Origin of the sequence: Streptomyces koelreuteriae, assembly GCF_018604545.1 — a bacterium.
In the GTDB taxonomy this organism is placed as follows: Bacteria; Actinomycetota; Actinomycetes; order Streptomycetales; family Streptomycetaceae; genus Streptomyces; species Streptomyces koelreuteriae.
Map to the genome: position 1 here is coordinate 8253400 of NZ_CP075896.1, position 23875 is coordinate 8277274.

General features: G+C 71.0%; 25 protein-coding genes. 12 read left to right on the forward strand and 13 right to left on the reverse strand.

Going from position 1 to position 23875, the window contains the following annotated elements; genetic code table 11:
• Nucleotides 1–47: 47 nt before the first annotated feature.
• Nucleotides 48–188 carry a lasso RiPP family leader peptide-containing protein gene (locus KJK29_RS37085; RefSeq protein ID WP_215123733.1) on the reverse strand — a complete coding sequence of 47 codons (141 nt, stop codon included), beginning with the start codon at nt 186–188 and terminating at the stop codon, nt 48–50.
• A gap of 184 nt (nt 189–372) precedes the next feature.
• Entirely contained in the window at nt 373–891 is a 519-nt protein-coding gene (locus KJK29_RS37090; RefSeq protein ID WP_215123735.1) for a hypothetical protein, read from the reverse strand.
• 182 nt (nt 892–1073) lie between these two features.
• Between KJK29_RS37090 and KJK29_RS37095 the strand changes: the two genes are divergently transcribed.
• Nucleotides 1074–2789, forward strand: a complete 1716-nt coding sequence (locus KJK29_RS37095) for an IlvD/Edd family dehydratase (protein ID WP_215123736.1) — start codon at nt 1074–1076, stop codon at nt 2787–2789.
• 20 nt (nt 2790–2809) lie between these two features.
• On the opposite strand, the gene KJK29_RS37100 is transcribed toward KJK29_RS37095, so the two are convergent.
• A complete protein-coding gene (locus tag KJK29_RS37100; protein ID WP_215123738.1) occupies nt 2810–4021 on the reverse strand; it encodes a cytochrome P450 in 1212 nt (403 codons plus the stop codon).
• Nucleotides 4022–4146: 125 nt separating this feature from the next.
• Between KJK29_RS37100 and KJK29_RS37105 the strand changes: the two genes are divergently transcribed.
• Nucleotides 4147–4806, forward strand: coding sequence for a TetR/AcrR family transcriptional regulator (locus KJK29_RS37105; RefSeq protein ID WP_251058040.1), 660 nt, complete (start codon nt 4147–4149; stop codon nt 4804–4806).
• 9 nt (nt 4807–4815) lie between these two features.
• Here the strand turns inward: KJK29_RS37105 and KJK29_RS37110 are convergent, their stop codons facing one another.
• Nucleotides 4816–5211 carry a winged helix-turn-helix transcriptional regulator gene (locus KJK29_RS37110; RefSeq protein ID WP_215123740.1) on the reverse strand — a complete coding sequence of 132 codons (396 nt, stop codon included), beginning with the start codon at nt 5209–5211 and terminating at the stop codon, nt 4816–4818.
• A gap of 122 nt (nt 5212–5333) precedes the next feature.
• Between KJK29_RS37110 and KJK29_RS37115 the strand changes: the two genes are divergently transcribed.
• Nucleotides 5334–6179: an NAD(P)H-binding protein gene (locus KJK29_RS37115; RefSeq protein WP_215123742.1), complete on the forward strand. Its 846-nt coding sequence runs from the start codon at nt 5334–5336 to the stop codon at nt 6177–6179.
• Between the two features lie 8 nt (nt 6180–6187).
• Here KJK29_RS37115 and KJK29_RS37120 read toward each other — a convergent pair whose 3' ends face one another.
• From KJK29_RS37120 to KJK29_RS37150, 7 genes are all read right to left on the reverse strand, one after another.
• Nucleotides 6188–6643, reverse strand: a complete 456-nt coding sequence (locus KJK29_RS37120) for a DUF6174 domain-containing protein (RefSeq protein ID WP_215123744.1) — start codon at nt 6641–6643, stop codon at nt 6188–6190.
• A gap of 112 nt (nt 6644–6755) precedes the next feature.
• Entirely contained in the window at nt 6756–7655 is a 900-nt protein-coding gene (locus tag KJK29_RS37125; protein ID WP_215123746.1) for a TauD/TfdA dioxygenase family protein, read from the reverse strand.
• A gap of 64 nt (nt 7656–7719) precedes the next feature.
• Nucleotides 7720–8634 carry an ABC transporter permease gene (locus tag KJK29_RS37130; protein ID WP_215123747.1) on the reverse strand — a complete coding sequence of 305 codons (915 nt, stop codon included), beginning with the start codon at nt 8632–8634 and terminating at the stop codon, nt 7720–7722.
• Complete coding sequence (locus KJK29_RS37135) at nt 8631–9467, reverse strand: ABC transporter ATP-binding protein (RefSeq protein ID WP_215123749.1); 837 nt, start codon at nt 9465–9467, stop codon at nt 8631–8633. Before KJK29_RS37135 ends, KJK29_RS37130 begins: the two co-directional genes overlap by 4 nt.
• A gap of 5 nt (nt 9468–9472) precedes the next feature.
• On the reverse strand, nt 9473–10489 hold the full coding sequence (locus tag KJK29_RS37140) for an ABC transporter substrate-binding protein (protein WP_215123757.1): 1017 nt from the start codon (nt 10487–10489) through the stop codon (nt 9473–9475).
• 268 nt (nt 10490–10757) lie between these two features.
• Nucleotides 10758–11987, reverse strand: a complete 1230-nt coding sequence (locus KJK29_RS37145) for an acyl-CoA dehydrogenase family protein (RefSeq protein WP_215123759.1) — start codon at nt 11985–11987, stop codon at nt 10758–10760.
• A gap of 82 nt (nt 11988–12069) precedes the next feature.
• Nucleotides 12070–13074, reverse strand: coding sequence for an amino acid ABC transporter permease (locus KJK29_RS37150; protein ID WP_215123761.1), 1005 nt, complete (start codon nt 13072–13074; stop codon nt 12070–12072).
• A 543-nt stretch (nt 13075–13617) separates the two neighbouring features.
• On the opposite strand from KJK29_RS37150, the gene KJK29_RS37155 reads away from it, so the two are divergent.
• The 9 genes from KJK29_RS37155 to KJK29_RS37195 all read left to right on the forward strand — a co-directional run bounded on the left by KJK29_RS37155 (nt 13618) and on the right by KJK29_RS37195 (nt 22026).
• A complete protein-coding gene (locus KJK29_RS37155) occupies nt 13618–14754 on the forward strand; it encodes an LLM class flavin-dependent oxidoreductase (protein ID WP_215123763.1) in 1137 nt (378 codons plus the stop codon).
• Entirely contained in the window at nt 14751–15248 is a 498-nt protein-coding gene (locus tag KJK29_RS37160) for a GNAT family N-acetyltransferase (RefSeq protein WP_215123765.1), read from the forward strand. Before KJK29_RS37155 ends, KJK29_RS37160 begins: the two co-directional genes overlap by 4 nt.
• Nucleotides 15245–16201, forward strand: a complete 957-nt coding sequence (locus KJK29_RS37165; RefSeq protein WP_215123767.1) for an ABC transporter substrate-binding protein — start codon at nt 15245–15247, stop codon at nt 16199–16201. Before KJK29_RS37160 ends, KJK29_RS37165 begins: the two co-directional genes overlap by 4 nt.
• A 3-nt stretch (nt 16202–16204) precedes the next feature.
• Nucleotides 16205–17137: an amino acid ABC transporter permease gene (locus KJK29_RS37170; RefSeq protein ID WP_215123769.1), complete on the forward strand. Its 933-nt coding sequence runs from the start codon at nt 16205–16207 to the stop codon at nt 17135–17137.
• A complete protein-coding gene (locus KJK29_RS37175; protein WP_285439963.1) occupies nt 17134–17898 on the forward strand; it encodes an amino acid ABC transporter ATP-binding protein in 765 nt (254 codons plus the stop codon). The genes KJK29_RS37170 and KJK29_RS37175 overlap by 4 nt, the downstream gene beginning before the upstream one ends.
• Before the next feature lie 43 nt (nt 17899–17941).
• Complete coding sequence (locus tag KJK29_RS37180) at nt 17942–18925, forward strand: ABC transporter substrate-binding protein (RefSeq protein ID WP_215123771.1); 984 nt, start codon at nt 17942–17944, stop codon at nt 18923–18925.
• A 54-nt stretch (nt 18926–18979) separates the two neighbouring features.
• Nucleotides 18980–20107, forward strand: coding sequence for an LLM class flavin-dependent oxidoreductase (locus KJK29_RS37185; protein WP_215123773.1), 1128 nt, complete (start codon nt 18980–18982; stop codon nt 20105–20107).
• A 160-nt stretch (nt 20108–20267) separates the two neighbouring features.
• Complete coding sequence (locus KJK29_RS37190) at nt 20268–21368, forward strand: winged helix DNA-binding domain-containing protein (protein WP_215123775.1); 1101 nt, start codon at nt 20268–20270, stop codon at nt 21366–21368.
• A 76-nt stretch (nt 21369–21444) separates the two neighbouring features.
• Nucleotides 21445–22026, forward strand: a complete 582-nt coding sequence (locus KJK29_RS37195; protein WP_251058041.1) for an Rv1733c family protein — start codon at nt 21445–21447, stop codon at nt 22024–22026.
• A 69-nt stretch (nt 22027–22095) separates the two neighbouring features.
• On the opposite strand, the gene KJK29_RS37200 is transcribed toward KJK29_RS37195, so the two are convergent.
• Both KJK29_RS37200 and KJK29_RS37205 read right to left on the reverse strand, forming a co-directional pair.
• Nucleotides 22096–23331 carry a cation:proton antiporter gene (locus KJK29_RS37200; protein WP_215123777.1) on the reverse strand — a complete coding sequence of 412 codons (1236 nt, stop codon included), beginning with the start codon at nt 23329–23331 and terminating at the stop codon, nt 22096–22098.
• 6 nt (nt 23332–23337) lie between these two features.
• On the reverse strand, nt 23338–23823 hold the full coding sequence (locus KJK29_RS37205; RefSeq protein WP_215123779.1) for a cation:proton antiporter regulatory subunit: 486 nt from the start codon (nt 23821–23823) through the stop codon (nt 23338–23340).
• Nucleotides 23824–23875: the final 52 nt, after the last annotated feature.

The window sequence follows — 23875 nt, forward strand, 5'->3', positions numbered from 1 at the left end:
GTACCGGCCCGCGGCGTGAGAGCCACGGACCGGTACGAGGGTGTGGGTCACTCGTCGTGGTAGAAGAACTCGCCTTCGGGCTCGCCGCCTCCCTCGCCCTGGGTGAGGTCGGCGTACGCCCCGGCCTCGGCCAGCAGCGGCGGCTCGTAGAAGTCCACGGTCTCCATGGCCATGAGCGCTTCGTTCACAGCGGTCACCTCCGGTCGCGGAGGCGGAATTCCCGCCCCCGGTCAAGCAGTTACGCATCCCAGAACCGGACGAGGCCAGGGGAACCCGGACAAACCCATCGTGTGAGGGATGAGAGACCCGGAGCTGTCACGCGCCGGGGAGGTGCACCGGCGCTCGGCCGGGCCCCCGAAAGCGCCGCCGGAGTCAGGAGAGCCCGGAGGCCCGGAACACCGCGTGCCCCGTCTCGTCGTCGATGCGGTGGCCGAGCCGCTCCAGGACATCCGCGCCGTGGCGCAGCGTGCCACGCTCCAGGGAGCGGCGGACGCCCGTGTCGAGTTCGTGCCAGAGCAGCGGGTTGGCCGCGAGGATCCGGGGGTCGAGTTCCAGGCGCCGGCCGTGGACGTCCCGCAGGACCAGGTGGGAGGAGACGCCGTCGTACTGACGTACGGCCGTCAGCGCGTCCGTGCGGATGACGATCCGGCGCCAGGGGGTGCGTACCGCCAGCCAGCCGGGGCCCGCGCTCACCTGCGGCGGCAGCAGGACGCCGAGCACCGTGGCCGACAGGACGCCCCAGAGCAGGGCACGCGTGAGCGTCAGGCTTCCGGCGTCCCAGTCGACGAGCAGGCACATGGCACAGAACACCAGCGTGCAGCACACCGCGAGCCGCGCACCGTCACGCCAGTGGCGGTCGCCGACCGGGGCCGCCGGTGAGCTCCGTTCCATGCCCTGAAAATAGGCGGCCGTCAGGGCTCTGTGGCCCCCGCTGACGGGGTTCTGGCGCCCCGCGGGCGAATATTGACGGGTTTCTGACGCGCTCGACGGGGTCTGTCGATCCGCGCACCGGCTGCTTATGCTTGATCACGTTCCGGAACTCAGACCTCCGTACCGTCTATCGGAAGGGTTCCATGGAGAGGCTCCGCAGCGCGCAGTGGTACGAGGGACAGGACCGCAACGCCTACATACACCGGGCCTGGATGCGGCGCGGAGTGCCGGACGACGCCTTCGCGGGCCGGCCTCAGATCGCGATCGCCAACACCGCCTCGGACCTGACTCCTTGCAACGCGCATCTGAACGAGGTCGCGGCCTCGGTCCGGGGCGGCGTGTACGAGGCGGGCGGCATCCCGCTGGACCTGCCCGTGGTGTCGCTGGGGGAGACGCAGGTGCGGCCCACCGCCATGCTGTGGCGGAACATGGCCGCGATGGCCACGGAGGAGATGCTCAGGGCCAACCCCGTCGACGGCGTGGTCCTGCTCGGCGGCTGCGACAAGACGATCCCGTCGCTGCTGATGGCCGCGGCCTCGGTGGACCTGCCCGCGGTCGTGGTTCCCGGCGGCCCCATGCTGAACGGCACCTTCCGCGGCGGCCTGCTGGGCTGCGGCACCGGCGTGTGGAAGCTGTCGGAGGAGGTCCGGGCGGGCACGCTTTCCCAGGAGCAGTTCGCCCGCTCCGAGTCGGCGATGATCCGCAGCCGCGGACACTGCAACACCATGGGCACGGCCTCGACGATGGCGCTGGTGGCCGAGGCGCTGGGCACCGTGCTCCCCGGCCTGGCCGGCACCCCCGCCCCGGACAGCCGTCTGCTGGAGGCCGCCCACCGCACGGGCCGGCTGGCGGTGGACATGGTGGGCGCCGATCGGCGACCCGGGACGTTCCTGACCGGGGCGTCCTTCCGGAACGCGATCGTCGCGCTGGCCGCGATCGGTGGCTCGACCAACGCCGTCGTCCATCTCCTGGCCATCGCGGGCCGGTTGGGCATCGACCTCTCGCTCGACGACTTCGACCGCATCGGCTCCCGGGTGCCGGTCCTGGTGGACCTCCAGCCGGCCGGGCGTTTCCTCATGGAGGACTTCCATCGCGCCGGCGGGCTGCTCGCCGTCCTGCGCGAGGTGCGCGATCTGCTGGATCCCGAGGCGCTGACCGTCACCGGCAGGCCGTTGGCCGACTTCCTCGACGGCGCCGAGATCTGGGACGGCGAGGTCATCCGCACCCGTGCCGAACCGCTGGTCGCCGAGGGCGGCATCGCCGTCCTGCGCGGCAACCTCGCCCCCGACGGCGCCCTCGTGAAACCGGCCGCCGCCTCCCCGCACTTGCTCCGGCACCGGGGCCGGGCCGTCGTCTTCGACAGCATTGAGGACTTCCACGCCCGGATCGACGACCCCGGACTCGACGTCGACGCCGACTCCGTTCTCGTCCTGCGCGGCTGCGGTCCCAAGGGCTATCCGGGCATGCCCGAGGTGTCGAACATGCCCCTGCCGAAGAAGCTGCTGGAGCAGGGGGTGCGTGACATGGTCCGCGTCTGCGACGGCCGGATGAGCGGCACGGCCTACGGCACGGTCGTCCTGCACGTCGCGCCCGAGGCCGCGGCCGGGGGTCCGCTCGGCCTCGTACGGACCGGCGACTTCATCACGCTCGACGTCGACGCCCGCCGCATCGACGTCGACGTGCCCGCGGACGAACTCGCCCGCAGAAGCCCCGGCAAGGCCACCGTCGCCGGCTTCGCCAACCCCCGGCGCGGCTGGGAGCGCCTCTACGTGGACCATGTCCTCCAGGCCGACACGGGCGCCGATCTCGACTTCCTCGTGGGCTCCAGCGGCTCCGAGGTGACCCGCGAGTCGCACTGACACGGGGTCACCTCAGGAAATCACCAGGTCACGGGCAACTCGGTGACACCGCCGGTGAGGGTCGTGCGCACCTCCAGCTCGTCCAGCTCCTTGGCCAGCCGCAGACCGGGCAGCCGACGCGCCAGGGTGGCGAACACGATGCGCAGTTCGACACGGGCCAGACTCGCGCCGATGCAGAAGTGCACGCCGTGGCCGAAACCGAGGTGGTTGCGTTCGGGGCGGTCGGGATCGAAGGTCTCGGCGTCGGAGTAGACGGAGGAGTCGCGGTTGGCGGCGTTGATCGACAGGACCACGGCGTCGCCGCGCCGGATGGTGACACCGGCGACATCGACATCGGTGTGGGCGTACCGCAGCAGGCCGAGGTCGCCGGGTGCGCCGAGGCGCATGATCTCCTCGACGGTGGCGTTGACCCGGCCGTCAGGGTCGGCGGTCAGGTTCTGCCACTGGTCGGGACGGGTGAGCAGGAAGAGCGTGCCCAGGCCGATGCGGTTGACGGTGGTCTCGTGCCCGGCGAACAGCAGCCCGACACAGAGCTGGATCATGTCGGCGTAGTCGTAGTCCGCGTCGGTGCTCTGCGCACGGACCAGGTCCGAGATCACGTCCTCGCCCGGCTGCCCGCGTTTGGACTCGGCGAGTCCCGTCATGTACGCGTTGAACTCGTCCCGCGCCTCGTGGGCCGCGTCGCCGATGGCGTAGTCGGACATGCGCTCCGACAGTGAGGCGAAGTGTTCACGGTCGCTCTCGGGCACCCCGAGCAGCCGGCAGATGACCGCGACCGGCAGCGGAAAGGCCAGGCCGGCCTGCAGATCGACGACCCCGTCCGGGGCGGACGCGTGCTCGGTGATCAGCCGGTCGACACAGTCGTCGACCAGGTGCTGGACGTGATCGGTCAGCATCCGCATCCGCTTGGCCGAGAACGCCGGGGTCAGCAGCCGGCGCATCCGTGTGTGGTCGGCCTCCTCGGTGGCGTAGTTGCCGGTGGGGCCGTCCAGTACGGCGGCGGACGTCAGGCGTGAGGCACGTTCCGGTTCGGGATGGGAGCGGCCGAGGCGCTTGTCGCTGAGCAGGTCGCGGACCTCCTCGAAGCGGGTGACCAGCCAGGCGGGATCCCCGGCCGGGGTGGTGACAGGCGTGACGGGCGCCTCCCGGCGCAGCACGTCGTACAGAGGGGCGAGGTCGAGCACGTTCGGCCTCGCGAAGGGCAGTTGCTGACGCTCGGCGGCAACGCTCACGGCGTTCCTCCTGTGATCTCCGCATGCGATCTTCGAGCCGCCCCGACCGTAGCAGTTTGTTGGCAGTAACTGTCATTAAAGTTTCGGTCAGTCCTCCCTTGTCGCGGGCATGTTTAGATCGCCTGATGGAGGACTTCATGGCGGACGGCGGGCGCGCGCCCCGCCGGGGACGGCCGCCGGTGAGCGAGGAGCAACGCGGGCGGCAACGCCTGGACATCTCCCGTCATGCCGTCCGGCTCTTCGCCGAGCAGGGCGTGGCCGCCACGTCCGGCGAGCAGATCGCGAAAGCCGCCGGGGTCTCCGAACGCACGCTGTGGCGCTGCTTCCCCACCAAGGAGAGCTGTGTCGAGCCGCTGCTCACGCAGATGATCGACGCCTTCCGGGGGGTGTTGCACGCCTGGCCGTCCGACCTCGGCCTGATCGAGCACCTGCGTACGGCCTATCGGCCGGTCATCGACTCGTCGTCAGGCGCCGATGTCGAGGCCGTTCTCGCGGTGGTCCGGCTCACCCACGACGAACCCGCGCTGCGCGCCGCCTATCTGGCGCTCCGGGAGCGTGCGGAGAAGACGTTCACCGAGGTGCTCGCCGCACGCATGGGCATGCGGCCCGACACGTTCGACGTCCGCGTGCAGGCCGCCGTCATGAGCGCCGTACTCAAGGTCGCGGCCGACGACTTCGCCCGGGAAACGGCCGATCGGGGCATCACCCCGGAAGCGCTGGACGGACATCGCGACCACCTCGCGGACGCGCTCGGCCTGGTCACGCGCGGTCTCTCGGGCCGGTAGGGCGGCGGACTAGCGAGCCGGGTCGCCGTCGTACTCGCGGCGGGCCCGGTCGACCTTGTCCAGGTTGCCGGCCGCCCACTCGGAGAGATGCGCGAAGAGCGGGGCGAGGCTGCGGCCGAGTTCGCTGATCTCGTACTCGACGCGAGGGGGCACCTCCGGGTGGTACGTACGCACGATCAGACCGTCGCGCTCCAGTTGGCGCAGTCGCTGGGTCAGCACCTTCGGGGTGATGCGGGCGATGCGCCGCTGCAGTTCCACGAAGCGCTGCCGGCCGTGGGCGTGCAGGGTCCACAGGACAGGTGTGGTCCACCGGCTGAAGACGATGTCGACGACCGGCGAGATCGGGCAGGCGAGCACCGGCTCGGTCGTCGTGTCGGACGCGGTCGGTGCGGCGTCGTCGGCCATGCGCTTCCCCCTCGGACAGTCACTTTCCTGTAGGTACCTACTTTACTTCCGGTGTTAGCGTCCCCCTGTCCCGCCCGGCCTACGGGCGGCATCAACCACTGTGCACACAAGGGGAGTTACTCATGTTCGTAGTGACGGGGGCGACGGGCAATGTCGGCAGTTCGCTCATGCGGACCCTCGCGGCGGCCGGTGAGCCGGTGACCGCGACATCTCGGAGCATCACCGAAGCGGATGTTCCGGAGGGCGTCCGGCATCGCAAGGCCGACCTCACCGACGCCGAGAGCCTTCGCCCGCTGCTCGACGGCGCCGACGCGCTGTTCCTGCAGAACGGCGGGCCCAGCGCCCCTCTGCTGAACCCCCGGCACATCCTGGACGTCGCCAAGGCCGGCGGAGTGAAGCGCGTCGTACTGCTGTCCTCACAAGGAGTCGCCACCCGGCCTGAGTCGGCCTCGCACGGTGGAACGGCACGCGCCATCGAGGACGCCGTACGGCAGTCGGGCCTGGACTGGACCGTCCTGCGCCCCGGCGGCTTCCATTCCAACATGTTCGCCTGGGCCGAGTCGGTACGCACCGACAGGACCGTCGCCGCGCCGTTCGCCGACATCGGCCTGCCCACGGTGGACCCGGGCGACATCGCCGAGTCGGCCGCCGTGGCGCTGCGTGAGAGCGGGCACGCCGGCCGGACGTACGAGCTGACCGGGCCCGAGCTCGGCACACCGAGGCAACGGGCCGCGTCGATCGCGGACGCGCTCGGCGAACCGGTCCGCTTCATCGAGCAGACCCGTGAGGAGGCCCGATACCAGATGCTCCGGTTCATGCCCGAGGCCGTCATCGAGACGACGCTCGCCATCCTCGGTGAGCCCACGCCCGCCGAGCAGCGGATCAGCCCCGACATCGAACGGGTCCTCGGCCGCGCCCCTCGCACCTTCGCGGCATGGGCCCGGCAGCACGTGGCCGCGTTTCGGTGAGGCCGGCGTCAGGCGTCCGTCCGCTCATAGGAGCTGATGACGTAGCGGGCCTCGTCGTCGACCGCGTTCTCCTCCCGGTCCAGGGATATCCGCACCGGGTGACCGTCGGCGGCGTAGTCCGCCTCGGCCGTGTGGGCGTCCTCCTGCCGAGCCCGCTCCAGCTCCTTCAGGAGTTCCCCGAGGGTGGGCGCCGCGTCGGGGGCGCTTTCCAGGGCGCGTCGGCCCATGTCGTCGAGGCCCACCGACCTGACCACGGCACCGTCGCGGACCGAGATCCGGAAGGTGCCGAGCAGACTCCGCTCTCCCTCACTGGAGCGGAGCGTGTAGGTGTACGAGGCGGGCTCCTGCCAGGGTGCGCGGCCCGGCGCCCGTGTACCGGCCGGCGTGTCCGTGCCGCAGCCGGCGGCCGCGCAGATCACTCCGCCGATCAGTACGGCACGGGCGGCGAGAGATACGGCGGTCATGGCGGTGGTCCCTTCGAAGACGGCCACCGCTATGACGCCGCCCGCCCGGGGAACGTTCGGCGTGCGCAGCCGCGGGGAGGGGACGTGTGCCCCTCCCCGCGGCCGGGGCGGCTCAGGCCACCGCGGGGGTGTAGTGGGAGGCGTCGTCCCCCTCGACGACCCGGCTGAGGGTGCCGTCGATACCGACGGGGACATCGCCCGCGACGGTCACACGGTGGAGCAGCCGGGGCAGGTCGCCGTAGTCGTCGGGGGCGTAGTGCTGGGTGATGCGGTTGTCGAACAGGACGACGTCGCCCGGCGTCCAGACGACGCGCACGATGTTCTCCGGGCGGGTGACGTACGCCTGGAAGAGGCGCAGCAGATCACGCGAGTCGGACGGGCTCAGGCCGACGATGCTCTGGGCGAACCCGCCGATGAACAGGCCCCGTTCGCCGGTCTCGGGGTGGACGCGGACGAACGGGTGCGCGGTGCGGTACTTGCGGGAGACGAACCGCTTGCGGTGTTCGGCCGCCTTCTCGCTCTTCGGGGCGGCGTAGTCGTAGTCGTTGGTGTGGACGGCCCACAGCTTGTCGGCCAGCTCGCGCAGCGGCTCGGGCAGATCCCGGTACGCGGCGGCCGAGTTGGCGATGAGGGTGTTGCCGCCGTAGGGCGGGACCACGATGCTGCGCAGCGTCGAGGCCTTGGGGGGTGTGCGGACGAAGGTGACGTCCGTGTGCCACTGGTTGGCGCGGATGCCCTCGTCGCCGTCGACGGGCAGGATCTGCGGCTGGCCCTCGACGGAGGGCACCGTGGGGTGCGCCGCGGTGAGTTCACCGAAGAGGGAGGCGAAGCGGAGCTGGCCCGCGTCGTCGAGGTTCTGGTCGCGGAAGACGAGCGCCTTGTGCTCCAGAAGCGCGGAGTTGATCTCGGAGACGAGGGCGGGGTCGAGGTCGCCGGAGAGGTCCACGCCGAGGATCTCGGCGCCGATGCGGCCGCCGATCCTGCGAATGTCGAAGCCGGTGCTGGTGGTCATGAGCGGTGTCCTTTCAGAGGTGCCAGTGAGAAGTGGGGGGTGGGTTTCCGCCGGGCGCGCCCGGTCAGCCGTCCGCCGGCAGCCGCCAGGAGCTGAGCCGTCGCTCCACCGCCACGAGGAACTGGTTGAAAACCACTCCGATGGCGGAGATCGTGACGATGCCCGCGTACATCTGCGGGATCGCGAAGTTGTACTGCGAGGCGTTGATCAGATAGCCCAGACCCGCCTTGGCGCCGATCATCTCGGCGGCGACGAGCACCAGGATGGAGACCGCTCCGGCCAGCCGGATGCCGGTGAAGACGACCGGTACCGCGGACGGCAGGATGACCTTCTGGAACAGCCGGGGCGCGGACAGGTCCATCGACCTCGCCAGCTTCAGCAGCGTCGGGTCGACGCCCCGGACCGCGCTGATGGTGTTGAGCAGGATCGGCCAGGTGCAGGCGTACAGCACGATCGAGATCTTCGAGGTCTCGCCGATGCCCAGCAGCAGCACGAACACCGGCAGCAAGGCCAGCGCCGCGGTGTTGCGGAAGACCTCCAGCAGCGGGCCGAGGAAGTCGGCCACCGGCCGGTACCACCCGATCAGCAGTCCGAGCGGCACGGCGACCGCCACGGCGAGCCCGAAGCCGCTGAACGAACGCACCAGGCTGGCCCAGGTGTTGTCGGCGAGCGAGCCGTCGGCGGCCAGCTCCCACCAGGCGCGGGCGACCTCGCTGAACGGCGGCAGGAACGTCCGGTCGACCAGCCCCAGGCGCGGCGCGGTCTCCCACACCAGCAGCAGAGCCACGATCGCCGCTGACCTGGTCGCCCCGCTCACCAGCAGTTCCGGCAGCCGGCGCACCACCCGGCGCACCCGGGCCGTCGTGACGGGGACCCGGCGCGCCTGCGGCGGCGACACCCCGGGGGAGGGGATCGAGGCGAGCTCGGTGGAGCCGGACGTCGTGCTCTTCTCGGTGACCGTGTCGATGGCCGAACTCATACGGCGGCCGCCTCCTTCTCCAACTGCTGGGCCCTTGCGACCTCGTCGTGCAGCAGCGACCAGATCTCGTGCCGGTGGCGTGCGAACTCGGGACTGGAGCGCAGGTCGTCCGTCGCGTCCCGGGAGCCGAGGGCGACCGGCACGATCTGCTTGACGCGGCCCGGCCTGGACGTCATGACGGCGACGCGCTGCCCCAGGTAGACGGCCTCGTCGATGCCGTGCGTGATGAAGACGACGGTCTTGCCGGTGCGCTGCCAGATGCGCAGCAGCTCGTCCTGGAGCGACTCGCGGGTCTGGGCGTCCAGCGCGGCGAACGGCTCGTCCATCAGCAGCACATCGGGGTCGTAGGCGAGACTGCGGGCGATCGCCACGCGCTGCCGCATGCCGCCCGACAGCTCGTGCGGATGGCGGTCCTCGAATCCGGTCAGGCCGACCAGGTCGAGGAACTCCCGTGCCCGTGCGGCGCGTTGACGGCGCGGGACGCCGGTGGCCTCCAGGCCGAACTCGACGTTGCCCTGCGCCGTGCGCCAGGGCAGCAGCGCGTACTGCTGGAACACGATGCCGCGGTCCAGGCCCGGTCCGTCGACGGGACGCCCGTCCAGCAGGATGCGTCCGCCGGAGGGCCGGGTGAGACCGCCGAGCAGATCCAGCAGGGTCGACTTCCCGCAGCCGCTGGGACCGACGAGGACGACGAACTCGCCGGCCGCGATCCGCAGGTCGATTCCGTCGAGTGCGGTAAAACGGGTGGTCTGCCGTGCCCCCTTCCGGTCCTTGACGGTGAATTCCTTCGACACGTTCTCGAATTCGATCTTCGGTGTGGTGGATTCCGTCACGCTGGTCAGCTCCCGCCGGCGTTGAATTCGTTGGTGTAGAGGTCCGACAACGTGACCTGGTCCTTCTTGATGTCGCCGCGCTCGGTCAGCCAGTCGACCCACAGCTGGAGTTCCTTGCCGGTGATACGGCCCGCCTTCTCGGCGACGCCCGTGGACCGCCAGTACTTCAGGGGCGCGGGGTCCTCGTTGCGGCCGCGCTTCTTCACGATGTCCGTCATCCGGGCGACGACTTCCTCGCGTGGAGTGGAACGGGCCCATTCGATGGCCTTTCCGACGCCGGTGACGAAGGTCCGTGCGGTGTCGGGGTTCTGCCGCAGGAAGCGGTCGGTCATCACATAGGTGCCGGCGCTGAACGCGCCGAGCAGCTGGTAGTCGGTGAACAGGGGGCGGATGCCTCCGGTGGCCAGGGCCTTGTCGCGCAGGAGCCCGCCGAGGACGGCCACGTCGATCTGCTTCTGACGCAGGGTCTGCTCGGTGTTGACCGGCGGGACGACCAGCGGCTCGACCTTGCCGATGTCCGACCCCGACAGACCGCCCCGCTGCAGCCAGATGTCGAGCATGGCCTCGGAGTGGGCTCCGAGGGTGTTCATCCCTACCTTCCTGCCGAGCAGGTCCCGGGCCGAGCGCAGGGGGCTGTCCTCAAGGACGTAGAAGCCGTTGTAGGCGTCCTTGTCGGCGCCGTAGTAGCTGATGACGGCCTTGATGGGGGCCTTGTTCGCGGCCAGTTTGACGACCGCGCCGTTGAACGCGCCGCCGAAGTCGATCTGGCCGGTCGCCGCGGACTGGATGTCCTGCGGCCCGCTGATGGTGTTGCCGACCCAGTCCAGCTTCACGTCCCCGAGATAGCCGAGGTCCTCGGCCAGCTCCGGCAGGATGACCTGTCCGGCCCAGCCCTGGTAGCGGAGCGTCTTGGTCCCGCCCTTGCCGGACGTGGCACCGGCGGTCGTGCCACAGCCCACCGCCACCGCCGAAAGACCGAGCAGGGAGAGGAATTGGCGTCGGGTCGATGCCGTCGTGGCCATGGAAAAGGTCCATTCGAAAGCAGGGGAGAGGGCCTGAATGCCTTCTGGGGAAACTCGGCAGGAAAAAACCGGCGAGAAATCGGTCGACGACGAGGACGGCGAAACGGCCGTGGTGGTCGACTGTCAGAGGGAGCGGGGACAGTGGTTCCCGAAATTGCTCACGAGAAGGAGAATCGCAGCGAAATCCGGCCGGGTCAACGGCGATCGGGCAGGCGACATCAGAGTGAAGCGCGCTGTTCACAATCGCCGTCGAGCAGGCCGGCGAGGGTTACACAGGCAGGACGAAAGGAGGGTGCGCGCCGTTGAGGAAGTAGTCCCCGACATCACGGAGCCGGTGGGCGACGGGCTCGTACAGGGTGTGGGTGCGGGCATTGCGCCAGAAGCGGTCGAAGCCCAGCCGCGCGGACGCGGAGCGGACACCGATGATGTCGAGAGCGCGGGCCGTGGACTCCTGCACGGCCTTGGACGCGGCGGCTTCGGCCATGGCCACGAGGACGGAGATCTCCGCGTACTCCTCGTAGCCGAGGTCCTCGCCGTGTGCCAGCCCCCCGTGCACGGCATCCCGCGCCTGGTCGGCGAGCGCGGACGCCGAGCGGGTGAGCACCGTGAGTTCCCCGTACGCGGTCAGCACCTGCGGGTCCTGCGGCGAGCCGACCGGCCAGTCCGGGTGCCAGTGGGAGTGGCCGGTCCTGCTGTACTCACGGGCCTCGGCGAGCACCCCCTCGGCCATGCCGAGACGGAGCTGCACCGAGAGAAGACGCCCGACCGGTGAGAGCAGAGCGGTGCGGGGCGACAGCACGTCCTCGTCCGCGGCCAGGGAGCCCAGCACATCGCCGGCCGCGATCGGTACGGCGTCGAACTCCGCGCTTCCGCCCGCCGCGAGCCGCTGCCCGAACGGGTCGGCGTCGCCGTCGATCACCACGCCCGGGAGCGAGGGATCGACCACGACGGCCAGCGGCTCGCCGGTGTCGGCCCGCACCGCCCGCACGGCGAGACGGTCGGCGACCAGGACGCCGGCGGCGTAGCTCTGCCGGCCGTTCAGCACATACCCCTGCGCGTTCCTGGCGAGCGACAGAGCCGGTTCCTGCCGCGCCAGACCACCGCCCCAACACCACTGCTCCGCGGCGGAGCGCTGCTCAAGCCGGGCGGCGAGGGCCGGTTCGGTGAAGAACCGGGCGCTCCACGACATGAAGTAGTGACAGCCGAGCAGTTGGCCGATCGCGCCGTCGGCCGCGGCGATCTCCCGGACCACGGAGTACGCCGTGGGCCAGTCCTCGCCGCCACCCCCGAGCCCGGCCGGTATCAGGAGCGTCAGCAGGCCCGACTCGCGCAGCCGGGCCACCTCGTCGAACGGGGGCTTGCCGGCCTGGTCCCTGGCCACCGCGTCCGTGGCGAGGTCGTCCGCCGTCTCACGGGCCACGTGCAGCCAGTGCGTACGTCCGGGCCCGGTCGGCTCGGACTCCGAGCCGGGGCCGGTCGGCGCAGGGGCTGGGCCCATGGCGGAGGTCTCCTCAACTTGTGTGGGGCATGCATCATCCTGCGCAGCGGCCCGAGGCGCCGTCAATACTTTCCTAGTAATTCTATAGGGAATGTAGGGAACGCGGGGAGCGGCGGTATCCGGCCAGCCGGGCCCTCAGCTTCTGCACGGGCGTGGGCGGCAGGGCCCGCGCCGCGCCCCGCGCGTAGTGCCGCTCCACATAGAACTGCCCCACGCTGAGCACGGTGGTGACGGCGATGTACCAGAGCGTGGCGACCATCAGCAGCGGGATGACCTGGTAGGTCTGGTTGTAGACCAGTTGGGCCGAGTACAGCAGGTCGTGCACGGCCAGCACACTCACGATGCTCGTGCCCTTCAGGGTGCCGATCAGCATGTTGCCTGCGGTCGGCACGATGGAGCGCATCGCCTGCGGCACCACGATCCGGCGCAAGGTGCGCGCCCTGCCGATGCCGAGGGCCTGGGCCGCCTCCGTCTGGCCGGCGTCCACCGACAGGATGCCGCCGCGCACCACCTCCGCGGCGTAGGCGGCCTCGTGCAGCGTCAGCCCGATGACGGCGGTGAGCGCCGGGCCGAGCAGGTTCACCGTCTTGACGGTGATGAACTGCGGGCCGAACGGGACGCCGAGGCCGAGCGTCGGGTAGAGGGCGCCGATGTTGAACCAGAACAGCAGCTGCACCAGCAGCGGAGTGGACCGGAAGACCCATACGAAGCCCCAGCTCAGTGTGGCCAGCACGGGGTTGTCGGACAGCCGCATCACCGCCAGCGGGATGCCGAGCAGGAAGCCGAGCACCATCACCACACCGGTCAGCCACAGGGTGAGGAGCAGCCCGTCCAGCACGGCGCCACTGGTGAAGTAGAGGCCCACCACGTCCCATTGGAAGGCGCGGTTGCGGACGACGGAGTTGACCACCATCGCGAAGGCCAGCAGCGCGACGGCCGCGGACAGCAGCCGGCCGACGCGCCGGCGCGGCACGATCCGCGGCGGATCCTCGTCGGACTTCCGACCCGGAATCAGTCCGGAGGACGCCGTCGGAGGTCCTGCGGACGCGGCGGGTGCGGAGTCGGTGAGATCGGGGAGCGAGACCATCGGAAGGATCTCCAGGGAGGGAGGCGCGGCATGGGTACGGGCCGGAGTCCGGCTCGGGGCGTCATCACGCTCGCCGCGTCCCTCAACGCGGTGCGCCCGATCGTAGAGGTCCGACACACACAGGTGTCAACCACGCACAGGAACCGTTCAACTCCCGTCCGGCATCCGAGCCGTGGTTGACGAAAAGCGAGATGTCCTGCTCAAGTAGTCGCATGAATGCCGGACAGCGCCTGGTCAGCCGGGTCCACATCGACTTCGGTCGAGTGTGGTCCGCGGCGTGTTGCGCCTGACACGGCAGCGGGCCGTCTGACCGGCCCTTCCCTCCCTCGGTGTCCCCGTCGCGGGCCGAGTCTCTCTTCTGACACGCGCTGCCGTCGCCCCACCCCGCCAGGGGCCCGTACCCCGGCGTCATCACCCCTGTTCACCACCTGGTTCCGCACGCCCTGAGGCGCCGTCACACCCGGCCGCCCCGAGGGCCGCCCCGCCGTGCCCGTTTCCGCGAACTCGGCGCGGTCTCAGAGGACTTGAGGAAAGGCCGTACCCATGCCCGTGGAGTTCCTCGGCATCGCCGCCACCCACAACGGTTCCGAAACCACCCCGCGCTCCGGCGCGGCGTTCGACAAGGAGTACACGCTCCGCCTCGCCCGCGCGCACGAGGACCACGACTGGGACCGGGTGCTGTTCGCCTACGGCTCCGGATCGCCCGACCCGGCGCCGGCCGCCGCCTACATCGCGAGCAGGCTGGACCGGCTCCAGATCCTCCTCGCCCACCGGCCCAACGTCTCGTACCCGACCTTCGCCGCGAAGACCTTCACCACCCTCGACCAGATCAGCGAGGGCCGGCTGACCGTGCACTTCATCACGGGCGGCAACGACCACGAACAGGGCCGCGAGGGCGACACCCTCACCAAGGACGAGCGCTACGCCCGCACCCGCGAGTACATCCGGATCGTCAAGAAGATCTGGACCACGCACGAGCCCTTCGACCACGAGGGCGAGCACTACCGCTTCCACGACTTCGTCAGCGACGTCTTCCCGGTCCAGCAGCCGCGCCCGAACGTGTCCTTCGGCGGCTCGTCGCCCGCCGCGTACGCCGCCGGAGGCGCCGAGGCCGACGTCTACTGCCTGTGGGGCGAGCCCCTGGCGAAGACCGCCGAGCAGATCGAGACGGTGAAGGCGGCGGCGAAGGCGGCGGGCCGCACCGATGTGCCGCGCATCCAGGTGGCCTTCCGCCCGATCATCGCCCCGACCGAGGAACTGGCCTGGGAGAAGGCGCACCGCACGGTCGGCGCGATCAAGGCCCGCAAGGAGCGGGGCGAGGCGATCACCAAGCGCCACAACGGACTGGCCCAGCCCCAGAACACCGGTTCCCAAAGGCTCATCGCCATCGCCGAGGCGGGGGAGCGCTACGACCGCGCCCTGTGGACCCCGACGGCCGCCGCGACCGGCGGCGCGGGCAACTCCAACGCCCTGGTCGGCACCCCGGAGACGGTCGCCCAGGCCCTCCTGGACTACTACGACCTCGGCGTCGACATCCTCTCCGCCCGCGGCTACGACCTGCTGGGCGACGCCATCGACTTCGGACGGCATGTGATCCCCATCGTCCGCGAGGAGGTCGCCAAGCGCGACGCCGAGCGTGCGGCGCGCGGCACCCAGACCCTCACGGCGGTGAACGGATGACCTCCGCCCCGGAACTGACGTTCCTTCACGTTCCCGTCTCCGATCCCCGCGTCGAGCCACTGCTGCGCGAACTCGGCCACGAGTACTCCAGACGCTACGGCAAGGACGCGCACGCCGAGATCGCCCGCTACCCCGACGAGGAGTTCACCGAGCCCCACGGCGGGCTGCTCCTGCTGCTCCTGGAACACGGCGAAGCCGTCGCGGGCGGCGCCTTCCGCCGCTACGACACCACCACCGCCGAGCTGAAGCGGATCTGGAGCCACTCCGCCCACCGGCGGCGCGGACTGGCCCGGCGCGTCGTCGCCGAGCTGGAGCACGAGGCGGCCCTCCGCGGCTACCGCCGGATCTACCTCACCACGGGCCCGCGCCAGCCCGAAGCCCGCGGCCTGTACCTGGCCACCGGCTACACCCCCCTGTTCGACACCGAGGCCGACCCGGAGACCATCGGCCCGCTGCCGTTCGAGAAGCACCTCGGAGAGGCCACCCACCCGTGAACATCCGCCCGATCAGAACCCCTCTGCGCGGCGCCGTCGGCCTCGCCCTGCTGCCCCTCCTTGCGCTGACCGCCTGCGGCTCCGGCGGCACCCCCGGCACCAGTCCGGCGGGCGCCCAGGCGTCCCCCGCACCCACCGACGACCCGGTCGCCGCCGTACGCGAGGTGGACTCCATCGCCGCCCTGCTGCCCGCCGACGTCCGCAAGGCGGGCACCCTGCGCATCGGCAGCTCCGTCGGATTCCCGCCCGGGGCCTACTACCCGAACGGCCCCGGCAAGGCGCCCGCGGGCCAGGACATCGACATCGCCGACGCGGTGGCCAAGGTCCTCGGCGTGAAACCGGCCCGCCAGGACGCCTCCTTCGAGACCATCCTGCCCGCCCTCGGCAGCGGCAAGTTCGACGTCGGCACCGGCAACTTCGGTGTCACCACCCAGCGCCTGAAGACCGTCGACTTCGTCACCTACATCAACGACGGCCAGGGCTTCGCCGTGAAGAAGGGCGACACCACCCTCAAGAAGAAGGTCACCGACCTGAAGCAGCTCTGCGGGCTGACCATCGGCACCGGCGCCGGCACCACCTTCGAGACGACCCTCACCGCCCAGAAGGACATCTGCGCCAAGGCCGGCAAGAAGCCGTACGAGGTGAAGGTCTACTCGGAGAACGCCGCGACCCTCACCGCGCTCCAGCAGGGCCGCATCGACGTGATCATGTCGACCATCAACGGCCTGCGCTACCAGGCGTCCCAGCCCGCCTCCCAAACCACCTTCCTCGGCGAGTACCACCGCCTCGACGTCGGCTTCGCCTTCGCCAAGAACTCCCCGCTCACCAAGGCCTTCCAGGCCGCCGTCGACGCACTGATCAAGGACGGCACCTACGCCCGGATCCTGAAGAAGTGGGGCACCTCCGCCTCCGCGATCGACGCGTCGCAGATCAACCCGCCCGAGCACAGGTGACCCATGAGCAGCGACACCCTCACAGAACCGGCCCCCCGGCTGGTCGAAGACCCGGCCGAACTGAAGGTCGTCCCCACCCGCCACTACGCCCGCTGGGCCGCCGGCGCCGCCGTGCTCGTACTGATCGCCCAGTTCGTCCACGGCCTGGCCACGAACCCCGTCTGGGAATGGCACGTCTTCGCCGAGTACGTCTTCTCGGAGACGATCGTCCAGGCGGTGTGGGTGACCCTCCAGCTCACCGCCTACGCCACCGTTCTCGGCTTCCTCCTCGGCACGGTGATCGCCTTCATGCGGCTGTCACGCAGCCCGCTGCTGTCGACCGTCGCCTGGGCCTACATCTGGATCTTCCGGTCGATCCCGATGATCGTCCAGCTCGTGTTCTGGTTCAACCTCAGCGCCCTCTACAAGGAGCTGGGCCTCGGCATCCCCTTCGGACCCGTCTTCTGGTCCGTCGACAGCAACACCCTCATCGGCACCATCGGCGCCGCCGTCATCGGGCTGACCCTGCATCAGGCCGCCTACGCCGCCGAGATCGTCCGCGGCGGTGTCCTCGCCGTCGACCACGGACAGCTCGAAGCAGCCGCCGCGCTCGGCATCCCCCGGCTGCGCCAGATCCGCCGGATCGTCCTGCCGCAGGCCATGCGCGCCATCCTGCCCACCGCCGGCAACGAGATCATCGGCCTGCTCAAAGGCACCTCGGTGGTCTACGTGATGTCCATCGGCGAGCTCTTCTACCAGGTCCAGGTGATCTACGGCCGCAACGGCCGGGTCATCCCGCTGCTGCTCGTCGCCACCGCCTGGTACGTCGTCCTGACCTCCCTGCTGTCCATCGCCCAGTACTACGTCGAGCGCCGCTACGCCCGGGGCGCCGACCGCACCCCGCCACCCACCCCGTTCCAGCGCGCCCGGCGCTTCCTGACGAAGGAGAGCCCATGAACGCCGTCATGGTCGACGTCCACGGCGTCCACAAGAGCTTCGGCCCCCTGGAGGTACTGCGCGGCGTCGACCTGGAGGTCCGCGCCGGCGAGGTCACCGTGATCCTCGGCCCGTCCGGCTCCGGCAAGTCCACACTGCTGCGCACCATCAACCACCTGGAGAAGGTCAACAGCGGCTGGGTCACCATCGACGGCGAGCTCATCGGCTACCGCCGCTCCGGCAACAAGCTGCACGAACTGAAGGAGAAGGACGTTCTGAAGCAGCGGACCGACATCGGGTTCGTCTTCCAGAACTTCAACCTCTTCCCGCACCTGACCGTGCTGGAGAACCTCGTCGAAGCCCCCGTCTCCGCGCTGCGCCGCCCGCGCAAGGAGGCGGAGGAGACCGCCCGCCGGCTGTTGGAGCGGGTCGGCCTCGCCGACAAGACCGACGCCTATCCACGGCAGTTGTCCGGCGGACAGCAGCAGCGCGTCGCCATCGCCCGCGCACTCGCCCTCGAACCCAAGGTGCTGCTCTTCGACGAACCCACCTCGGCGCTCGACCCCGAACTGGTCGGCGAGGTCCTCGACGTCATCAAGGACCTCGGCCGCACCGGCACCACCATGATCGTCGTGACCCACGAGATCGGCTTCGCCCGCGAGGTCGCCGACACCGTGGTCTTCATGGACGCCGGAGTCGTCGTGGAACAGGGCCCGCCCTCGGCCGTCCTCGACGCCCCGCGGCACGAGCGCACCCGCGCCTTCCTCTCCAAGGTCCTCTGACCGCCCTCCCGTTACGCACGCTACGCACGCAAGGAGCACCACCGTGGCCACCCTCGCCGCCCGCCGCACCACCGCCGCAACGCTCGGCCTCGCCACCGCCCTCGTCCTCGCCGGCTGCGCCAACCCCACCGACGGCGGCACCACCGAGGTCGCGGCCGAGCACGGCAGCAAGACGCAGATCGACATCAGCCCCGACCAGAAGCGCATCACGACCGGAAAGGTCGACTCCATAGCGGCGGAAGTCCCGGAGAAGATCCGCAAGAGAGGCACCCTGGAACTCGTCTCCTCGGCCGGCTCCGCCGCACCGCTGACCTTCTACGCCACCGACAACAAGACCGTCATCGGCGTCGAGCCCGACCTCGCCCACCTCGTCGCCGACGTACTGGGCCTCAAGCCCCACATCAACACCGTCTCCTGGGAGAACATCTTCGTCGGCCTCGACAGCGCCAAGTACGACGCCGGCCTCAGCAACATCACCGTCACCGAGGAACGCAAGGAGAAGTACGACTTCGCCACGTACCGCGAGGACAACCTCGGGTTCGCGGCCAAGAAGGGCAGCGGCCTGAAGATCACCGGGCCGAAGGACGTGGCGGGCAGGACCGTCGCCGTGAGCAGCGGCACCAACCAGGAGAAGCTGCTGGTCGAGTGGTCGGCGCAGAACAAGAAGGCCGGCCGCGAGCCGGTGGACATCAAGTACTACCAGAACGAGAGCGACACCTACCTCGCTCTCCAGTCCGGCCGGATCGACCTCTACCTCGGCCCCAACCCGACCGCCGCCTACCACGCGGCCACCAGCGGGAAGACGGAGGTCGTCGGCACCTACTCCGGGGCCGGCGCGGGCCTCCAGGGCCTCATCGCGGCCACCACGAAGAAGGACAGCGGACTGGCCGAGCCGCTCGCCGACGCGATCAACCACATCATCGACAACGGCACCTACGCGAAGGTGCTGAAGCGCTGGGGCCTGTCCGACGAGGCCGTGACCAGGTCGGAGATCAACCCGCCCGGCCTGCCGAAGAACGGCAGCTAGCCGTCACGTCCCGAGACCGTCCGCGACCACCCGACCGCTGAGGAGCATCCGACCATGTCCGGCATCCCTCTCGGGGTCCTCGACCTCGTCCCGATCCCGTCCGGCTCCACCGCCGCCGAGGCGCTGCACCACACCATCGACCTCGCCCGGCAGACCGAGCGGTTCGGCTACAGCCGCTACTGGTTCGCCGAGCACCACCTCAACCCGGGTGTGGCCGGGACCTCACCCGCCGTCGTACTGGCCCTGACCGCCTCCGCGACCTCCACGATCAGGATCGGCTCCGGAGCCGTGCAACTCGGCCACCGCACCGCCCTGTCCACCGTCGAGGAGTTCGGCCTGATCGACGCCCTGCACCCGGGACGGCTCGACCTGGGCCTCGGCCGCTCCGGCGGACGGCCCCCCGGACAGACGGCGGAACCCCGCCCGACCACCACCCCGGTCGTCGACGGGCGCACCCCGAACGGCCTGAGGATCCCGCCCCGTTTCTCCTTCGAGCACCTGCGCGGCTCACCGCGCCTCAAGCTCCAGCAGCGGCTGTTGCAGCAGCCGGGCGCAGGCCACCAGGACTACGGCGAACAGGTCGACGACATCCTCGCGCTGCTGCGCGGCGACTACCGCTCGCCGGACGGTCTCGAAGCACATGCCGTCCCCGGCGAGGGCGCCGACGTGCAGGTATGGATCCTCGGCAGCAGCGGCGGCGAGAGCGCCGAGGTCGCGGGCCGCAACGGTCTGCGCTTCGCGGCCAACTACCACGTCAGCCCGGCCACCGTGCTGGAGGCGGCCGAGGGCTACCGGGCCGCGTTCCAGCCGTCCGGCGCTCTCGAGAAGCCCTTCGTCAGCGTCTCCGCCGACGTCGTCGTGGCCGAGGACGACGCGACCGCCCGCGAACTGGCCACCGGATACGGACCGTGGGTGCGCAGCATCCGCACCGCCGAGGGCGCGATTCCCTTCCCGACCCCCGAGCAGGCCCGCGCCCACGCGTGGACGGAGCAGGATCGCGCGCTGGTCGCCGACCGCGTCGACACCCAGTTCGTCGGCTCGCCGGGGCGCGTCGCCGACCAGCTCGAACAACTCCAGGAGGCCACCGGCGCCGACGAGCTGATCATCACCACCATCACGCACGACCACACCGACCGCGTGCGCTCCTACCGACTCCTCGCGGAGGAATGGCAGCGCCGCTGAGCCGGTCGCGACCCGGCCCCGTCCTGAGGGGCGTGACACCTCGGCGCGCACACGGGATGCGGTCACGATCTGACCGCATCCCGTGCGACGGTGACCGGGCAAGCCGCCCGGACCACTCGAACCACGGGTCGGCACACGACTCGAAGGCCGAGGTGCTCCCTTGACCGTTCTCGACGCCCGCGCGCTCAACCGAGCCACCCTGGCGCGGCAGTTGCTCCTCGACCGCGCCGACCTGCCGGTGCTCGACGCCGTCGCGCACCTGTGCGGTCTCCAGGCGCAGGAGCCGCAGGAGCCGTTCATCGGACTCTGGTCCCGGCTGCGGTCCTTCGCACCGACGGTGCTGTCGGACCTGCTGACCGGGCGGCGCGTGGTGCGCACCCACCTCATGCGCCGCACCGTCCACCTCGTCACGGCCGACGACCTGGTGGCCTGGCGTGCGCGCCACGACGCCATGCTGCGCCAGCGGGTCCTCGGCACCTACCGTCGCGAGCTGGCAGGGGTGGACCTCGGCGAACTCGCGGCGGCCGGGCGGAAGGTCATGGCCGACGGCGCACCCCGCACGATGGGCGAACTCGCGCGCGCCGTCGTCGACCGCTGGCCGGCGGCGGGACCCCGGCCGCTCGGCGAAATGCTCATCGCCGGCCTGCTCCCGACGGTGCAGCTCCCGCCACGCGGGCTGTGGCGCACCACGGGGGGAGCGCGCTACGAGTTGGTCTCCTCCTGGCTGGGCCGCGAGATCGACCCACCGGACCCCGACGGCTCCGACCCCGTGGGACAGACACTGGTACGGCGCTATCTGGCCGCGTTCGGCCCCGCCGCCTCGGCCGACCTGCGTGCCTGGTGCGGCCTGGCCGGACTGCCCGCCGCCGTCTCGGCCCTGCGCGAGGAACTGGTCGCCTTCCGCGACGAACGCGGCCGGGAACTGCTGGACCTCCCCGACGCGCCCCGACCCGACCCCGACACCCCCGCCCCGACGCGATTCCTGCCGGCCTTCGACAACGCGATCCTCGGCTACCACGACCGCGGCCGGATCATCGACGACGCCCACCGCGGACTGTCGGTCGCCGGTGCCCGTGTCGTCCTGGTCGACGGCCGGGTCGCCGCGACCTGGAGCGTCGAGGCGGACACCGTCCGGATCACCCCGCTGGGCCGCTTCACGCGGGCCGAACGCACCGCCGCCGAAGAGGAGGGACGGGCGCTGGCGATCTTCCTCTCCGGCGGCGACAGCGACCGCGTGCGGATCTCCGCGTCCCCCGGCTGAGCGCCGCGCCGACAGGGGCACCGATCAGGCGCACACTGGAAGGGTGCTGCCGGTGCTCACGAGGGGGTGTCGGCCGATGGAAGCGTCAGAGCGTACGACCATGCGGTGGTGGCGGTGGCGACGCAACGCGCTCAAGCGGCGCGTGGACGTCGTCGAAGCCTGGGTCGTGCTCGCCGGCTGGGTGTGCGCCCTGCTGGGCGGGCTGGCCGCGGGGCTGCTGGCGGCGGGCGCGGTCGAGCAGGCCGTCGAGCGGCAGCGGGCCGGGAGCCACCAGGTCTCGGCGGTCGTCGTCAAGGACGCGCCGGGCCCGTCACCGGCCCGCGCGGCGAGTGACCACCGGGTATGGGGCGAGGTGCGGTGGACCGCGCCGGACGGTTCGACGCACAAGGACGAGGCACGGGTGCCGCCCCGGGCTCCCGCCGGGAGCACGGTCCCCGTGTGGGTGAACAACAGCGGTGACATCACGACCCCACCGGTCTCCGAAGGCGAGGCCTGGCTCCACACGACCATGGGCGGCGCGCTGGCCGGAGCCCTGGCGGGCGGGGCGGTCCTGGGCGCGTCCTGGCTGATCCGGCTGTCCCTGGACCGGCGGCGCATGGCGCAGTGGGACGCGGAATGGGAGCGGATCGACGCGCGGCGGGGGTGGAAGACCGGCTGACCGCGAGCTACGGCCCACGGGAGACGTCAGGCTCGCGGTGGGCCGCAGCTGCAGTACCGCCGATGCACGTCAGGCGCGGCCGACCGGGTCCTGGCCCTCGATGCTCTCGTGAGCGCCGAGAGCGACCGGCGGGGCCTTCCTCCGGCGCACCCGCCCCGTGAGGAGCGTCGCCACGGGCTCGGTCCAGCGGGCGGTCAGCGGGCCGAGGAGGACCAGGATGAGGACGTACGCCGTGGCCAGGGGGCCCAGGGACGGCTCGATGCCGGCCGTGACGGCGAGCCCCGCGATGACTATGGAGAACTCGCCGCGGGCCACGAGCGTGCCGCCCGCCCGCCAGCGGCCCTTGGGCCCGATCCCGGCCCGGCGCGCGGCCCAGTAGCCGGTGGCGATCTTCGTCGCGGTGGTGACGGCCGCCAGGGCGAGGGCGGGCAGCAGGACGGGCGGGATGCTGGCGGGGTCGGTGTGCAGGCCGAAGAAGACGAAGAACACCGCGGCGAACAGGTCCCGCAGCGGCGCGAGCAGGCTCGTCGCGCCCTCGGCGACCTCGCCGGACAGCGCGATGCCGACCAGGAAGGCCCCCACGGCGGCGGACACCTGCAGCTGCTGGGCGAGCCCGGCGACCACGAGGGTGACACCGAGCACCACCAGCAGCAGCTTCTCGGGGTCGTCGCTGGAGACGAAGCGGGAGACATGGCGGCCGTAGCGCACCGCGAGGACGAGGACGACCGTGGCCACGCCCAGGGCGATGGCCAGCGTGACGGCGCCTGCGGCCAGGCTCACCCCGGCCAGCAGGGCCGTGACGATGGGCAGGTAGATCGCCATGGAGAGGTCCTCGAGGACCAGGATGCTCAGGATGGCCGGGGTCTCCCGGTTGCCGAGCCGCCCCAGATCACCGAGCACCTTGGCGATGACGCCGGAGGAGGACACCCAGGTGACTCCGGCCAGGACGACGGCGGCGACCGGGCCCCAGCCGAGCAGCAGGGCCAGCGCCGCTCCGGGCAGGGCGTTGAGGACGGCGTCGACGAGCCCGGCTCGATAGTGGGTCCTGAGGTTGGAGACCAGGTCGGCGGCCGTGTACTCCAGGCCCAGCATGAGCAGCAGCAGGATGACGCCGATCTCGGCGCCGATGGCGACGAAGTCCTCGCTGGCGCCCAGCGGCAGCAGTCCGCCCTTGCCGAAGGCGAGCCCGGCCAGCAGATAGAGGGGGATCGGGGAGAAGCGGAAACGCCCGGCGAGCCGGCCGAGCAGCCCGAGCCCGAGGATGAGACAGCCGAACTCGATCAGGAAGACCGCGGAGGAGTGCATGGCGGGTCACTCCCGCCCGAGTATCTCGGCGGCCGCCTCCACGCCCTCACGGGTCCCGATGACGATGAGGATGTCCCCGCCGGCGAGCCGGAAGTCCGGCGCGGGGGAGGGGATCGCCTCGGCCCGGCGCAGCACCGCCACGACGGACGCGCCGGTGTCGGTACGGATGCGGGACTCGCCCAGCAGCCGGCCGTTCCAGTGCGAGGAGCCGGACAGTTCGATCCGCTCGGCGACGAGCCCCAGGTCGGTGGTGGACAGCAGGTTCGGTGTGTGGTGCGCGGGCATCAGCGCGTCGATGAGGGTCGCCGCCTCCTCCGTCGTCAGGCGCACCGAGAGGTCGCAGGCGTCCGGGTCGTCCTTGCGATAGGCGCTCACCGTCCGGTGGCCGTCGCGGTGGGCGACCACCGAGAGGCGGCGGCTCTCCCGGGTCGTCAGGTCGTAGCGGACCCCGATGCCCGGCAACGGCGTACTGCGGAGGCGTGGCGCGCTCATCCCTGTCCCCCTTCGGTCGGCGTGCGCGTTGCGGTGACTCGCCTGCGGGGGC

Bases quoted from the DNA above. Each gene is read 5' to 3' on its own strand.
- KJK29_RS37090 (WP_215123735.1), bottom strand. From the start codon at position 891: ATGGAACGGAGCTCACCGGCGGCCCCGGTCGGCGACCGCCACTGGCGT.
- KJK29_RS37095 (WP_215123736.1), top strand. From the start codon at position 1,074: ATGGAGAGGCTCCGCAGCGCGCAGTGGTACGAGGGACAGGACCGCAAC.
- KJK29_RS37105 (WP_251058040.1), top strand. From the start codon at position 4,147: ATGGAGGACTTCATGGCGGACGGCGGGCGCGCGCCCCGCCGGGGACGG.
- KJK29_RS37110 (WP_215123740.1), bottom strand. From the start codon at position 5,211: ATGGCCGACGACGCCGCACCGACCGCGTCCGACACGACGACCGAGCCG.
- KJK29_RS37115 (WP_215123742.1), top strand. From the start codon at position 5,334: ATGTTCGTAGTGACGGGGGCGACGGGCAATGTCGGCAGTTCGCTCATG.
- KJK29_RS37120 (WP_215123744.1), bottom strand. From the start codon at position 6,643: ATGACCGCCGTATCTCTCGCCGCCCGTGCCGTACTGATCGGCGGAGTG.
- KJK29_RS37125 (WP_215123746.1), bottom strand. From the start codon at position 7,655: ATGACCACCAGCACCGGCTTCGACATTCGCAGGATCGGCGGCCGCATC.
- KJK29_RS37130 (WP_215123747.1), bottom strand. From the start codon at position 8,634: ATGAGTTCGGCCATCGACACGGTCACCGAGAAGAGCACGACGTCCGGC.
- KJK29_RS37140 (WP_215123757.1), bottom strand. From the start codon at position 10,489: ATGGCCACGACGGCATCGACCCGACGCCAATTCCTCTCCCTGCTCGGT.
- KJK29_RS37145 (WP_215123759.1), bottom strand. From the start codon at position 11,987: ATGGGCCCAGCCCCTGCGCCGACCGGCCCCGGCTCGGAGTCCGAGCCG.
- KJK29_RS37150 (WP_215123761.1), bottom strand. From the start codon at position 13,074: ATGGTCTCGCTCCCCGATCTCACCGACTCCGCACCCGCCGCGTCCGCA.
- KJK29_RS37155 (WP_215123763.1), top strand. From the start codon at position 13,618: ATGCCCGTGGAGTTCCTCGGCATCGCCGCCACCCACAACGGTTCCGAA.
- KJK29_RS37160 (WP_215123765.1), top strand. From the start codon at position 14,751: ATGACCTCCGCCCCGGAACTGACGTTCCTTCACGTTCCCGTCTCCGAT.
- KJK29_RS37170 (WP_215123769.1), top strand. From the start codon at position 16,205: ATGAGCAGCGACACCCTCACAGAACCGGCCCCCCGGCTGGTCGAAGAC.
- KJK29_RS37175 (WP_285439963.1), top strand. From the start codon at position 17,134: ATGAACGCCGTCATGGTCGACGTCCACGGCGTCCACAAGAGCTTCGGC.
- KJK29_RS37185 (WP_215123773.1), top strand. From the start codon at position 18,980: ATGTCCGGCATCCCTCTCGGGGTCCTCGACCTCGTCCCGATCCCGTCC.
- KJK29_RS37195 (WP_251058041.1), top strand. From the start codon at position 21,445: ATGGAAGCGTCAGAGCGTACGACCATGCGGTGGTGGCGGTGGCGACGC.
- KJK29_RS37200 (WP_215123777.1), bottom strand. From the start codon at position 23,331: ATGCACTCCTCCGCGGTCTTCCTGATCGAGTTCGGCTGTCTCATCCTC.
- KJK29_RS37205 (WP_215123779.1), bottom strand. From the start codon at position 23,823: ATGAGCGCGCCACGCCTCCGCAGTACGCCGTTGCCGGGCATCGGGGTC.